12 protein-coding genes are annotated in these 13644 nt (G+C 72.8%); 3 read left to right on the top strand and 9 right to left on the bottom strand.

Annotated elements, in window-relative coordinates; all coding sequences use genetic code 11:
- Nucleotides 1-42: 42 nt before the first annotated feature.
- Nucleotides 43-456, bottom strand: a complete 414-nt coding sequence (locus R2737_10470) for a hypothetical protein (protein ID MEZ5116680.1) — start codon at nt 454-456, stop codon at nt 43-45.
- A 536-nt stretch (nt 457-992) separates the two neighbouring features.
- On the opposite strand from R2737_10470, the gene R2737_10465 reads away from it, so the two are divergent.
- On the top strand, nt 993-2315 hold the full coding sequence (locus tag R2737_10465; protein MEZ5116679.1) for a serine protease: 1323 nt from the start codon (nt 993-995) through the stop codon (nt 2313-2315).
- Between the two features lie 84 nt (nt 2316-2399).
- Here the strand turns inward: R2737_10465 and R2737_10460 are convergent, their stop codons facing one another.
- From R2737_10460 to zwf, 3 genes are all read right to left on the bottom strand, one after another.
- Entirely contained in the window at nt 2400-2876 is a 477-nt protein-coding gene (locus tag R2737_10460; GenBank protein MEZ5116678.1) for a DUF1707 domain-containing protein, read from the bottom strand.
- A 169-nt stretch (nt 2877-3045) separates the two neighbouring features.
- Nucleotides 3046-4677, bottom strand: a complete 1632-nt coding sequence (gene pgi, locus R2737_10455; GenBank protein ID MEZ5116677.1) for a glucose-6-phosphate isomerase — start codon at nt 4675-4677, stop codon at nt 3046-3048.
- A 71-nt stretch (nt 4678-4748) separates the two neighbouring features.
- Nucleotides 4749-6164: a glucose-6-phosphate dehydrogenase gene (gene zwf / locus R2737_10450; GenBank protein ID MEZ5116676.1), complete on the bottom strand. Its 1416-nt coding sequence runs from the start codon at nt 6162-6164 to the stop codon at nt 4749-4751.
- 57 nt (nt 6165-6221) lie between these two features.
- On the opposite strand from zwf, the gene gnd reads away from it, so the two are divergent.
- Entirely contained in the window at nt 6222-7256 is a 1035-nt protein-coding gene (gene gnd / locus R2737_10445; GenBank protein ID MEZ5116675.1) for a decarboxylating 6-phosphogluconate dehydrogenase, read from the top strand.
- Nucleotides 7257-7418: 162 nt separating this feature from the next.
- Here gnd and mshC read toward each other — a convergent pair whose 3' ends face one another.
- The 5 genes from mshC to R2737_10420 all read right to left on the bottom strand — a co-directional run bounded on the left by mshC (nt 7419) and on the right by R2737_10420 (nt 12576).
- Entirely contained in the window at nt 7419-8645 is a 1227-nt protein-coding gene (gene mshC / locus R2737_10440; GenBank protein ID MEZ5116674.1) for a cysteine--1-D-myo-inosityl 2-amino-2-deoxy-alpha-D-glucopyranoside ligase, read from the bottom strand.
- Between the two features lie 41 nt (nt 8646-8686).
- Nucleotides 8687-9316 carry an HNH endonuclease signature motif containing protein gene (locus R2737_10435; protein ID MEZ5116673.1) on the bottom strand — a complete coding sequence of 210 codons (630 nt, stop codon included), beginning with the start codon at nt 9314-9316 and terminating at the stop codon, nt 8687-8689.
- Nucleotides 9317-10451: 1135 nt separating this feature from the next.
- Nucleotides 10452-11264, bottom strand: coding sequence for an SCO1664 family protein (locus tag R2737_10430; GenBank protein ID MEZ5116672.1), 813 nt, complete (start codon nt 11262-11264; stop codon nt 10452-10454).
- A 27-nt stretch (nt 11265-11291) separates the two neighbouring features.
- A complete protein-coding gene (locus R2737_10425; protein ID MEZ5116671.1) occupies nt 11292-11852 on the bottom strand; it encodes a DUF3090 domain-containing protein in 561 nt (186 codons plus the stop codon).
- A 19-nt stretch (nt 11853-11871) separates the two neighbouring features.
- A complete protein-coding gene (locus R2737_10420) occupies nt 11872-12576 on the bottom strand; it encodes an MSMEG_4193 family putative phosphomutase (protein ID MEZ5116670.1) in 705 nt (234 codons plus the stop codon).
- 38 nt (nt 12577-12614) lie between these two features.
- On the opposite strand from R2737_10420, the gene R2737_10415 reads away from it, so the two are divergent.
- Entirely contained in the window at nt 12615-13634 is a 1020-nt protein-coding gene (locus R2737_10415; protein MEZ5116669.1) for a magnesium and cobalt transport protein CorA, read from the top strand.
- Nucleotides 13635-13644: the final 10 nt, after the last annotated feature.

Below are 13644 nucleotides of genomic sequence, written 5' to 3'. Positions count from 1 at the left end.
CACAGCGGATAGGCCCGTCCAAGTACACCGGCCGGCCGAGGCCTACTGCACGATTCCGACACTGACCCCCGAGGGTGACCCGCCGTCCATGATCACAGCGACTCCGAAGGGAGACCGGCGCCGGAGGCCGATCGTCCAGGTGAGCGTCGATCCGTCGTACCCGGTCCCGGCGAGCTCGGTGACGTTCTTGGTGTCGGGGCTGCGGTAGCGGTCGACGTTGTCGGTGCCGTGGATGAGGGAGGTCACCGGGTGGCAGCTGACCTGGAGGAATGCGGCCCCCTGGACTTCGACGGGGTCACCCGACACCTCGTCGGTCACGGGAGGTTCGACGTAGCGCACGTGGCACCCCGGCGTACCCCGGAAGAAGCGGAACTCCACGAGGTCCATGGCCGTGGAGGGCTCCGGCCACGTCCGGTCCGCCCGGACCGACGCACCGCCGAAGTGTGCCTCCGCCACGGATGAGACGGGTGCGGTCGTCGGCCCGTACCCCCATCCGCTCGGCGTGGGTGGCGGTGGCGGTCCCGTAGCCTCGGGGCCGGAGCCAGCCGTGGTGCAGCCGCCCACCGCCAGGACCGCCACGACGACGGGGACAAGCAGACGGCGTCCGGGCTTCATGACGGCATCGACTCAATCCCGGAGGTGCACTCTGGAGTAGCGCGGCAGTCCCAGGCTGTGGCCGTCCCCCCGACGCGAGCCAGAGGCCAAAGGGCCCACCCACGACCGCGCTCCTCGGTCGCTGGTACGAGCGCCACCTGCGCCGCCGCGGCCCCGACAGTGGCTGACGGGCGCACACGGGGAAGGCCTGCGCCGGGCCGATTCCTCCGGGAGCCACGGAGGAATCGGCCGGTTGGCCCTCCCTTCGACCCTCGCGGGGGTCCACGATGGTCCTGTGGGCCCGGCGCCGCGCGTACCGCGCGCGGGCGGTGGCCCGTGAGGGGGCCGACATGGGACGGCACGGCGGTGGTCGGTTCGGAACGGCTCAGGGTCGTCGGGTGCGCGTCCCGGTGGCGATCGCCTCCGCGGTAGCGGTCGGAGCGGCCGGACTGGTGCTCGCGGCCCCCACGGGTGCCGCGCCGACGCCCACGGCACGCGGTGACACGCCGATGACGAAGGTGGCCGAGCGCTCCGGCACCGGGCTGCACCAGCGGATCGTGCACGGCCGTGACCCGGTGCCCGGTGAGTTCGGCTTCCTGGTGGCGCTCGCCAACGCGTCGACCTACCAGACCGACGGGCTGTACCAGGCCCAGTTCTGCGGCGGCACGCTCGTCACGAGCACGGTCGTCGTGACGGCTGCCCACTGCCTGGTGGACGAGGGAGCCGTGACACCGGCGGCGAGCATCCTGGTCGCGTCGGCCCAGGACCTCAACGACCCGGCCGCCAAGGTGGTCCCGGTCGCGACGGTCAACGTCTACCCGCAGTACAACGAGACCACGACGACCAATGACGTCGCCGTGCTGACGCTGGCCGCGCCGCTGGACGGCGTGCCCACGATGACGGTCATCTCGCCGACCGAGGCGCAGACCCGGATCGTCACCGGAGCACCCGTGACGTCCGCGGGCTGGGGGACCCGGGCCTTCCAGGTCAACGACTTCCCCAGCTCCTACCTGGTGGCCGACCTGCAGGTGTTCCCCTACGGCTCCTGCGGCCAGGGGCAGTCGTACACGATCAACGGCGTCACGTTCCAGGGCCTCGGCCCCAACGACGCGAACCCGACGGTGATGATCTGCGCAGGCGGAGTGAACTCTGCGGGGCAGATCGTCGACACCTGCCAGGGCGACTCCGGCGGCCCGTTGGTCAACGGCACCGGCACTGACGCCCGCCTGGTCGGCGTGGTCAGCTTCGGCCAGGGCTGCGCCGGCGACACCCCGGGCGTCTACACCCGGCTGTCGGCCTTCGCCTCCTGGCTGGCGGGGTACGGCGTCCCGCTCGGCGCCGGTGGCACGACGCCGGCCAGCCCGACGCCCTCCACGTCCACCCCCACCCCGACCCAGTCGACACCGACGGTGGTGCCGGACCGGACGGCGCCGAAGGTGCAGGCGCTGGTGAGCTTCGGCAAGCCCGGTGGCTACGCCAAGCTGCGCTACCGGATCTGGGAGAAGAGCGGCATCACCAAGGAGAAGATCACCGTCCGCAACCGCGCCTCGCGGGTCGTGATCAAGGGCACCACGAACTTCTCCGAGTCGAAGTGGGGCGAGGTCTACGTCGTCCGCGCCAAGCTGCCGTGGAACTACACCGGCGGCATCTTCTGCGTGCGCTCGTACGACAAGGCGGGCAACTACAGCGCGCTGTCCTGCAACCAGCTCCGGATGAAGTAGGTCTCGAGGCCGGCGCGGCGGGCGTCCTGGCGCCCGCCGCGCCGTGTCGCGGCCGGACGGTCGGGGTCCGGGCGGTCGGGGCTGCTAGGTCCGCCGGTTGATGGTCGCGATGACGTTGACCGCGCCCCACGGCGCGATGACCCAGATCGGCCAGAACCCACTGAGGCTGAACCCGTGGTCGCTGGTGATCCCGGTGGCGAACCAGATGACCACCATGAGCAGCGAGACGCCAGCCCAGGACGCCCACATCGCCTTGACCGGGTCACGGTCGGAGCGACGCACGTCGCGGTCGCGGTAGTAGTCCGGCGCGGGCGGCGGTGCCTGGCTCGCCGGTGTCGGCACCGGGGCGGTGGCCGCCGGCTGAGGGGCGGCGCCGCCGGCGGCGGGCAGGTCGGCCGTGAGCGCCTGCAGGTCGGCGAACGTGCGGGCCGAGCTCGCGGAGGACATCCGTTGCTCGAACTCGGCCTCGGTGAGCCGGCCCTCGGCGAAGGCCTCACGGAGCACGGTGATGGTGCGGTCGCGGTCGGCATCCCCCGCGCGCAGCTCGGACGGATCGGTCACACCTGCAGGCTAGTGCGTCCCCCGACCCCGTCGCCGCGTGGCGCGTTGTCGCCGAGTGGAGGGTTGTGGTGGAAGTCGATCGATCGACTTCCACCACAACCCTCCACTCGCGCTGGAAAGCACGGGCCGGGGCCGCGGGAGAGACCGGGCCCCTGCCGGCCGTCGCCGGTCAGCCGCCGGCGCGGATGCCCCGGTAGCGGCGGACCAGGGCCGCGGTCGAGGCGTCGGTCGCCTCACCCTCGCCGGTGCCGGTGAGGGCAGGCACGATCCCCATCGCCACCTTCTTCCCCAGCTCCACGCCCCACTGGTCGAAGGAGTCGATGCCCCACACGGCGCCCTGCACGAACACGCTGTGCTCGTACAGCGCGACCGCGGCGCCCAGGGCGAACGGCGTGAGCACCTCGGCCATCAGGAAGTTCGAGGGCCGGTTGCCGGCCATCACCTTGTGCGGCACCAGGTCCGGTGCAGTCCCGTCGGCGGCGACCTCCTCGGCGGTGCGGCCGAACGCCATCACCGACGCCTGCGCCAGCGCGTTGGCGGCGAGCAGGTCGTGGTGCTCCCCCAGCGGGTTCAGCGGCCGGCCGAACAGCAGGAAGTCGCACGGGACGACGGACGTGCCCTGGTGGATGAGCTGGTAGAAGGAGTGCTGCCCGTTGGTGCCGGGCTCGCCCCAGAAGATGGCGCCGGTGTCAACGCCCACCGGTCCGCCGTCGAGCGTCACGTGCTTGCCGTTGCTCTCCATCGTGAGCTGCTGCAGGTATGCCGGGAAGCGCACCAGGTACTGGTCGTACGGAAGCACGGCGGTCGTCGCGCAGCCGAGCAGATCGCGGTTCCACACCGACAGCAGGCCCATCAGGACCGGCAGGTTCGCCTCGAACGGGGTGGTCCGGAAGTGCTCGTCCATGGCGTGGAAGCCGGCCAGCAGGTCCCGGAAGCCGTCCGGGCCGATCGCGATCATCGTGGACAGCCCGATCGAGGAGTCCATCGAGTAGCGACCGCCGACCCAGTCCCAGAAGACGAACATGTTCGCGGTGTCGATGCCGAACTTCGCGACCTCGCCGGCGTTGGTGGACACGGCGACGAAGTGCTTGGCGACGGCGGACTCGTCCCCGAGCGCCTGGAGCAGCCAGTCCCGCGCGGTGCGGGCGTTCGTCATCGTCTCCAGCGTCGTGAACGTCTTGGAGGCGACGATGAACAGCGTCTCCGCCGGGTCGAGGTCGTGGGTGGCCTCGGCGAAGTCGGTGCCGTCGACGTTGGAGACGAAGCGGAACGTCATGTCCCGGCGGGAGTAGTGCCGCAGCGCCTGGTAGGCCATCACCGGGCCGAGGTCGGATCCGCCGATCCCGATGTTGACGACGTTGCGGATCGGGCGGCCGGTGAAGCCGGTCCACTCCCCCGACCGCACCCGGTCGGCGAACGAGGACATCTGGTCCAGCACCGCGTGCACCTCGGCCACGACGTCGACGCCGTCGACGACCAGGGTCGCGTCGCGCGGCAGCCGCAGCGCGATGTGCAGCACAGACCGGTCCTCGGTCACGTTGATCCGATCTCCGCGGAACATCGCGTCGCGCCGCTCGGCGACCCCGCGCGCCTCGGCCAGGGCCAGCAGCAGCCGCAGCGTCTCCTCGTCGACCCGCTGCTTGGAGTAGTCCAGCGTCCAGCCGGCGCCCTCCGCGACGTAGCGGTCGGCGCGCCCCGGGTCGGCGGCGAACAGGTCGCGCAGGTGGGTCGCGCCGACCTCGTCGCGCCGAGCGACGAGGGCCTGCCAGGCGTCGGTCTGGGCGAGCGGGACGACGGTCACGATGTCCTCCGGTCGATCGGGCGCGGGCTGGGCAGGTGGCACGGGCTGGGCAGGTGGCACGGGCGGATCGGTCACGGGGCGCCGACGGTGGGCTGGCGCCAGCCGCCGAGGGGGCGCGCCAGCCCGTCCGCGGCCGACGGCCCCCAACTGCCGGGGGCGTACGGCTGCACGTCGGGCCCGGCGTCCAGCAGCGGCTGCACGATCTCCCAGGTGGCCTCGACGCCGTCCCAGGTCGGGAAGAGCATGCGATCGCCGATCACCAGGTCGTGCAGCAGCCGCTCGTACGGTGCCGGCGGCTCGCCCAGCGTCTGGCGGAAGTCGACCGACATGTCGACCGGTGCGCTCACGTCGCGCCCGGGCTCCTTCACCCGCAGCCCGAGGGTGAGGCCGGAGCCCACGCCTGCGCCCTGACCGATCCGCAAGACCAGGTCGTCGTGGCCGGGCGGCGCCCAGCTGCGGTCGCCCAGGCGGAGCCGCGGGACCTTCTTCAGGCGTACGACGATCTCGGTGGCGGTGACCGGCATGCGCTTGCCCGCCCGGATGAGGATGGGCACGCCTGCCCAGCGCCACGAGTCGATGCTCAGCCGCAGTGCCACGAACGTCTCGGTGTTGGAGTCCGGGTCGACGCCGTGGATCTGCCGGTAGCCGTCGTACTGGCCGCGCACCACGTGCGCCGGGTCGATCGGGAGGATCGACCGGAACACCTCGACCCGGTGCTGCTGAATGGCGTCGTGTCCGGGGCCCGGCGCGTCCATCATGGTCAGCGCCAGGGCCTGCAGCAGGTGGTTCTGCACCACGTCCCGCAGCGTGCCGACCCGGTCGTAGAAGGACCCGCGGTCCTCCACCCCGAAGGACTCGGCCATGGTGATCTGGATGCTGTCGACGTACTCCCGGCTCCACACCGGCTCGAGCAGGGCGTTGGCGAAGCGCAGGTACAGGATGTCCTGCACCGGTTCCTTGCCGAGGAAGTGGTCGATGCGGAACAGCTGGTCCTCGCGGATCACCGCGTGCAGCCGGGAGTTGAGGTCGCGGGCGCTGGCGAGGTCGGTGCCGAACGGCTTCTCCACCGCCACTCGGGCGTTCGCGGTGAGCCCCGCCGCGCCGAGCTGCTCCACCACGGGTGCGAACAGCGACGGCGGGATCTCCAGGTAGAACGCGGGGGCCTGCGCGCCGGCCAGCCGGGACGCCAGCCGCTCGTACAGGTCGCCGTCGGTGAAGTTGCCCGACAGGTAGCTGAGCTTGCCGGCCAGCCGCCCGAACGCCCCCTCGTCGACGGGGTCACCCTCGTCCTTGGCCCACTCCTCCACCGCGCTGCGGGCGCGGGTGCGCAGCGAGTCGTCGTCGCCGTCATCCCCGGCGACCCCGACGACGGGGCAGGGCAGCAGGCCCCGCTTCTCCAGCGCGTACAGCGCGGGAAGCGTCATCTTGTGCCCGAGGTCGCCGGTGATTCCGAAGATGACCAACCGGTCAGCGGTCGCGGCCGTCATGGCGCCCACCCTTCCACTAGCGTGACCGACGACGCCACCACGACGCGAGGAGGACCCGTGCCGACCGACACGCCGATGCAGCTGGGAATGGTGGGCCTGGGCCGGATGGGCGCCAACATCGTGCGGCGGATCATGCGCGACGGCCACCGCGCCGTCGTCTACGACGTGAACCCCGCCAACGTGGAGGCGCTGGTCGCGGAGGGCGCCGTCGGCGCGTCCTCGTACGAGGACTTCGTCGCCAAGTTGGAGAAGCCGCGGGCCGCCTGGATCATGGTGCCGGCCGGGGACATCACCGAGGAAGTGGTGACGACCCTGGGAGGGCTGCTCGAGGCCGACGACGTGCTCATCGACGGCGGCAACTCGTACTACCGCGACGACATCCGGCGCGCGCAGGCACTGGACCCGCGCGGGGTTCACTTCGTCGACTGCGGCACGTCCGGCGGGGTCTGGGGCCTGGACCGGGGCTACTGCCTGATGATCGGCGGGCACGACACGGCGGTGGACCGGCTCGCGCCGCTGTGGCGCTCGATCGCGCCGGGGTACGACTCGGCGCCCCGCACGCCCGGGCGGTCCGGCGACGTGACACCGGCGGAGGAGGGCTGGCTGCACTGTGGTCCGAGCGGGGCCGGCCACTTCGTGAAGATGGTCCACAACGGCATCGAGTACGGGCTCATGGCCGCCTACGCCGAGGGCCTGAACATCCTCAAGAACGCCGACGAGGGCTCGCGGTCCCGGGACCAGGACGCGGAGACCGCGCCGCTGGAGCACCCGGAGTTCTACCAGTACACGTTGGACATCCCTGCCGTGGCCGAGGTCTGGCGTCGCGGGTCGGTGGTCGGCTCGTGGCTGCTGGACCTGACGGCGGAGGCGCTGGTGGCCTCGCCCGACCTGGCCGAGTTCTCCGGCCGGGTGTCGGACTCCGGCGAGGGCCGCTGGACCTCGATCGCGGCGATCGAGGAGGGGGTGCCGGCGCCGGTGCTCACCGCGGCCCTGTACGAGCGGTTCGCCTCCCAGGGCAACGACCTGTTCGCGGACAAGGTGATGTCCGCGATGCGCAAGCAGTTCGGCGGCCACGACGAGAAGAAGTCCTGACGCCCCGCCGCCCGGGAGACTCGGCCACACGATCCGCTTAGCGGATCGTGTGGCCAGGTTGGGCGGCGTGTCACGAGGTGATCCTCGCGAGACACCAGAAGGGGCCCGATCCGTACCCGGATGCCAGGCCCGTTCTGGTGTCTCGCGGCGATCTTGATCCGGTCAGAGGTCGACGCCGAGGAGGGAGTCCACGAGGTCGCGGACCAGGGCGGGGGCCGCGACGTCCGAACCTTGGCGCAGCCGGGCCCCCTCGGCCCAGCGGTCCACCGCGGCCAGTGCCCCCGGGGCGTCGAGGTCGTCGGCCAGGCACTCGCGGACCCGATCCAGCACCGGGGCCGCCGCCGGCCCGGCCGGGGCGGACACCGCCGCCCGCCAGCGGCCCAGCCGCTCCTCCGCGGCTACCAGGTCGTCGTGCCGCCACTCCCAGTCACGCCGGTAGTGGTGCCCGAGCAGGGCCAGCCGGATCGCCGACGGATCATGCCCCGACGCGCGCAACCGCGAGACGAACACCAGGTTGCCGCGGGACTTGCTCATCTTCTCGCCGTCGAGGCCGACCATCCCGGTGTGCACGTAGTGCCGCGCGTACGGCCACTCCGCCGCCAGCACCTGCCCCTGCGACGCGCCCATCTCGTGGTGCGGGAACGCCAGGTCCCGGCCACCGCCCTGCACGTCGAAGGTCATCCCCAGGTGGTCCAGGGCGATGGCGACGCACTCGATGTGCCAGCCGGGGCGCCCGTGCCCCAGGTCGGTGTCCCAGGCCGGCTCGTCCGGGCGGGCGGTCTGCCAGACCAGGCAGTCCAGCGGGTGCCGTTTCCCGGGCCGGTCGGGGTCTCCCCCGCGCTCGGCGAACAGCGCGCGCATCTCGTCCACCGGCAGGTTGGCCACCGACCCGAACCGCGGGTCGCTGTGCACGTCGAAGTAGAGGTCGCCGTCGACCTCGTACACCGCACCGCGCTCCTGCAGCCGCCGGGTGTAGGCGACCACGGACGGGATCGACTCCACCGCGCCGATGTACTGGTCCGGCGCGAGCACCCGCAGCGCCGCCATGTCCTCGCGGAAGAGCGCCGTCTCCCGGTCGGCGAGCACCCGCCAGTCCTGGCCCGTGGCCACAGCCCGCTCCAGCAGGGGGTCGTCGACGTCGGTCACGTTTTGTACGTAGTGGACCTCGTGGCCGGCGTCCCGCCACGCCCGGTTGAGCAGGTCGAAGGTGACGTACGTGGCCGCGTGCCCCATGTGGGTGGCGTCGTACGGGGTGATGCCGCAGACGTACATCCGCGCGGTGGCCCCCGGGGCGGTCGGGCGGATCTCGGTCGTCGCGGTGTCGTACAGCCGCACCGGAAGCCCGCGGCCGGGGAGGATCGGCACCGGGGCAGACGGCCAGGACAGCATGTGCGGACCCTATCCGCGGCAGGCGGTGCCCGCCGGTGCGGTCAGGCGGCGATGTACCGGAGGGTCCAGGGGCTGTCCGGCTGATCCGCGCGCGGTTCGTCGCCGGGCCGGTGGTCACGGGGTGTCTGGTCGGGGGCGCGCGTGAGGCCGGGGGGTCCGGTGTCCCACAGCGGTTGGGGGGGTTGGAGGTAGGTGTGGCCGGTGGGGCTGGTCCAGCGGATCCGCCCGGTGCCGCCGGGGTCGGTGCCTGCCGTCCAGGTGCCGTGGGTCTTGATGCGGTGGTGCCGCCGGCAGGCGGGGTGCAGGTTGGCGGCGGTGGTGTTCGCGCCGTCGAAGTTCGCCACGTGGTCCAGGTCGGTGGCGGTGGAGGGGATGGTGCAGCCGGGGAAGGTGCACACGGTGTCCCGGGCGGTCACGAGCTCGCGGAGCCGGTCGCTGGGCCGGTAGCGGTTGTCGCCGGTGGCGATCAGGCGGCCGTGGTCGGTGAGGAACCGGCGCCAGTTGTCGGCGTCGCCGGCCAGCTGCCGGGCGATGGGGCGGGGACCCAGCCGTAGCCGGGCACCCAGCCGGGCTCGTCGGCCAGCCCGAACAGGGTCGGCGTGTCCACGACGACGACGGCCTGAGACCAGGACCGGCCCGCCCGCCGGCCGGCTCGGCACCGGGTTCGGCATCGGGCTCGGGGCCACCGTGCTCGCGAAGGGAGGCGGCCAGCAGCCTTGCGGACTCGATCACGGCGTCGGCGCGCAGCGCCTCCCGCGAGGTGTCCACGTGCTGCGGACACACCGGGTCATGCGCCTCCTGGCGGCCCTCGCCGGCGCCGCGGGTCTCCCCGGCGTCACGGGCCTCGGGCCGCCCGCCGCTGCGGGCTGCGCCGATCGTGGCGCGGGTGCCGCAGGTGCACCGGCCCAGGATCTGGTCGCGGTCGGCGGGGCTGGCCCCCTTCAGCAGGGTCTGGCGGTGCCGGGCCCAGGCGTCGAACTGGGCGAACGCCCACCGGATCATCGGATGCGGACCGTCGACGGTCAGCCGGGACCGGAAGTCCGCCTCCGCGCCGATGCGGCACGACCGCTCCCTGCGGCGGGACTCGATCCGCGCCGTGGCCGCGGCGGGGTCCCGGCGCAGCGCGGTGCGCCGGACCCGCTGCCGCAGCCGGCCCGGGGTCTCGCCGTCCAGCCGTGACGGCGTCCCGTCCGCGCCGGGCATCGACGCCGCGGCGACCTCGGCGATGACCGCGGCGGCCAGACGAGCCGGGAGGCCGGCGGTCTCGCACTGCACCACCCGCAGATGCGAGAACGACCACACCCCGGCGCCCAGCAGCGCAGCGACCGGGGCACCAGGCCCGGCCAGGAACCGCGCGGTCACCACCCGATCCGTCGCCGCGGACGTGGACAACCGGCAGGCCGCGGCGACCTCGGCGACCACCGACTCCTCGCACACCGCCTCCGGGCAGCGGGTCGACTCCGCGCTGGGCAGCTCCCGCGGTCCGACCACCGGAACCATCGCCGCGTACGACCGCGCGGTCGCCCACGCGGCGGCTGCCTGCCAGGCGGTCATGAACGACACCCGGTCGTGCTCGTCCAACACCGAGGGGTCGATCCGCTCCAGCAGCCCCACCGCCACCGCACCCGGACCCGCCGCGACCGCCTCGGCCAGCAGCGCGGCATCCGCCGCGCGCGACACCGACGGAGCGGGTACCACCGACTGTTCGAACATCAGTACGAGTCTAGACCCACAATGCCACCAGCGCAAGAGATCGACACGAGAAATCCACTGTCCCCCAACAAGAAGCGCGCTGCCGGATCCGCGCTAGAACGCTGGCCAGGGCAGGGACGGCCAACCCTCTCCGGGGTACGGGAACACCGCGCGGGCGTGCAGCCGGTGCGCCCGGTCGACCGTGGCGCGGACCTCGGCCCGGCTCAGCAGCCCGGCCAGCTCGGTACCCAGCGACCCGTCGAGCAGGTCCAGCAGCCGCTCCAGGTCGCCCTCGAGCTCGTCGCCGAGCGGCTCCCCCGCCCAGCCCCACAGCACGGTGCGCAGCTTCGGCTCGTCGTGGAACGTCACGCCGTGGTCGATCCCGTACGTCCGACCGTCGGTGCCCACCAGCACGTGCCCGCCCTTGCGGTCCGCGTTGTTGATGACGGCGTCGAGGACGGCGAGACGACGCAGATCGCCGTTGTCGGCGTGCACCAGGCTCACCGGGGCCCCGCCCGGGCCTTCCGCGTCGACCACGTCGCGCCAGCCGGGAGGTACGGCGGCACGCGGCACGACGTCCACCAGTGCGGACCGCTCGTCGACGTCCACCCAGGCCTGGCACATCCCCGGCCCGAAGCGGCCCTCCTCCCGCCACACCGTGACCGGGACCAGGTCCCAGCCGCTCGCGGCGGACACCTCGTACGCGGCGACCTCGCGCTCGCCCAGGGTGCCGGTCGGGAAGTCCCAGAGCGGGCGCTCGCCGCGCCGCGGCTTGTAGACGCACGACACCTCGACCCCGTCCAGCGACGCGACGCACTTCAGCGTCGCGTTGGACGCGTCGACCAGGCGCCCCTCGACCTCCAGGTCCCCGCGCCGCAGCACCGGGTCGAGGACCTCGGGTGACACCGGTGGCAGCGGCGGTGACATGGCGCCGGACCCGTCAGCGGCAGCGGCTCAGCGCCGGTAGCCGTTGGCCCGCGGGCAGATGTGGCCGCCGGGGTCCAGCGGCAGGTGGCAGAACGGGCACGGGGGGCGTCCGGCCGCCACGACCGCCAGAGAACGGGTGGCGAACGCCCGCGCCTGGGCGCCCGTGAGCCGCACCCGCAGGCAGTCCGGCCCCTCCGAGGAGTCGCTGCCGATCTCGGGGATCTCCGACTCGTCCTCGGTGACCGCGTGCGCCTCGATGATCAGCCGGTCGTCGTCGCTGTCCCAGCCGAGCGCCATCGCCCCGACCCGGAACTCCTCGGTCAGCGGCAGCTCCAGCGGGTCGTTGTCCTCGAGCTCGGAGGGGACGACGGCGGGGATGGCGACCGCACCGCCCGACAGCCGCAGCACCTCGTCCAGCAGCCCGTCCACCCGCTCGGCGAGCACCGACACCTGTCCCTTCTCCAGCGCCACGCTGGTCACCCGGCGGTCGGCGCGGGCCTGCAGGTAGAAGGTCCGCTCGCCGGGCTGACCGACCGTGCCGGCGACGAAGCGCTCGGGCGGGTCGTACGCGAAGACCTGGCGGGGCACGTCCCGACCCTATAAGCGGTCAGCCCGCCCCGCCGCCCACGACCGCGTCGGACGAGGCCGGCCGGGCCCGTCGCCCGCGGCGCTTGGGGGGCGGGGGTACCAGCGACGACACGTCTCCCCCGACGTCGTTGACCCGCACGACGAATGGCCGCAGCGGCGTGTAGCGGACCACGGACACCGAGCACGGGTCGACCTGCAGCCGCTGGAACTGGTCCAGGTGCAGCCCGAGGGCGTCGGCGAGGATCGCCTTGATGACATCGCCGTGGCTGACGGCCGCGTAGACCGCGTCCTCGCCGAGCCGCTGGTTCCAGTCCCGGACCGCGGCGACGGCTCGGGCGGCCATGGCCGCCATCGGCTCCCCGTCCTCCCCCGGGAAGACCGCGGCACTCGGGTGCGCCTGGACCGTCTTCCACAGCGGCTCCTTGGCCAGCGACTTCAGGTCCCGACCGGTCCAGTCCCCGTAGCGGCACTCGGCCAGCCGGTCGTCGACCTCCAGCGGCGGGGCCGGGTCGCGACCGGCCACGAGGGCCTCCGCCGTCTCCCGGGTGCGCTCCAGGGGGCTGGTGACCACCGCCGCGAGCGGGACGGGGGCCAGTCGCTCCCCCAGGCGGACCGCCTGCTGGCGCCCGGTGTCGTCGAGGTGGACACCGGGTGTCCAGCCGGCCAACACCCCGCCCGCGTTGGCGGCGGTACGGCCGTGCCGGACGAGGAGCAGCGTGGTCACGGGCGAAACCCTAGGCCGCAGGGCCCACAATGGCCCGCGTGATCCGCGGCATCGGCTACTACCGCGCCGGAGACGTCGTCACCGGGCACGAGCTGAGTGCCCTGGTGGGTGAGGGCATCCCGGCGAACGAGCTGCGGCTCCGGCTCGCCGAGGCGTACGAGAAGGCGCGCGTGGACGAGGAGGAGTCGTTCGTCTGGGTCGGGCTGCACGACCCGAGTCCGGCGGAACTGGCCGCGGTGGAGGACGTCTTCTCGTTGGACCACCTGCAGGTGGAGGACGCCGCGAACCCGCGGCAGCGCGCCAAGTTCGACCTCGAGGAGGACTTCGCGTTCGCCCTGCTCAAGGTGCTGGGGTACGTGGAGTCCACGTCGGACGTCGAGACCGGGCAGATCGCGGTCTTCACGGGGCGGCACTACGCGGTGACCGTGCGGCACGGCGTACGTGGGGAGCTGACCACGATCCGGTCCCGGCTGGAGGCGGCCCCGGACCTGCTGCGGCACGGGTCGGCCAGCGTCCTCTACGGCGTCATCGACGCGGTGGTGGACGGCTACCTCAACGTCGCCGACGAGATCCAGAACGACATCGAGCAGGTCGAGGAACTGGTGTTCTCCCCAGCCCGGACCGACGACACGCAGCGCATCTACGAGCTCAAGCGCGAGAACCTGGAGGTACGGCGAGCCGTACTGCCGCTGGTCCCGATCGCCCACCAGTGGGTCGCGGAGACGGTGACCCAGGTGCCGACCGACCTGCTGCCGTTCTTCCGCGACATCGGCGACCACGTACTGCGCACGAACGACCTGGTCGACTCCAGCGACAGCCTGCTGATGACCATGCTGATGGCAGCCACGGCGCGGCTGGACCTGCAGCAGAACGCGGACATGCGCAAGATCTCGGCCTGGGTGGCGATCGCCGCCGTCCCCACCGCGCTCGCCGCGATCTACGGGATGAACTTCGACACCATGCCCGAGCTGCACTGGGCGCTGGGGTACCCGATGGTGCTGGTGGTCATGGCCACCGCGTGCGTCCTGCTGTACCGCGCCTTCAACCACAACGGGTAGGGAGCAGGCG

The sequence above is a fragment of the Candidatus Nanopelagicales bacterium genome, from assembly GCA_041393815.1.
In the GTDB taxonomy this organism is placed as follows: Bacteria; Actinomycetota; Actinomycetes; order S36-B12; family JAWKJK01; genus JAWKJK01.
The sequence above is the reverse complement of the archived record's forward strand: the minus strand, read 5'-3'. Positions and strand labels throughout refer to the sequence as shown.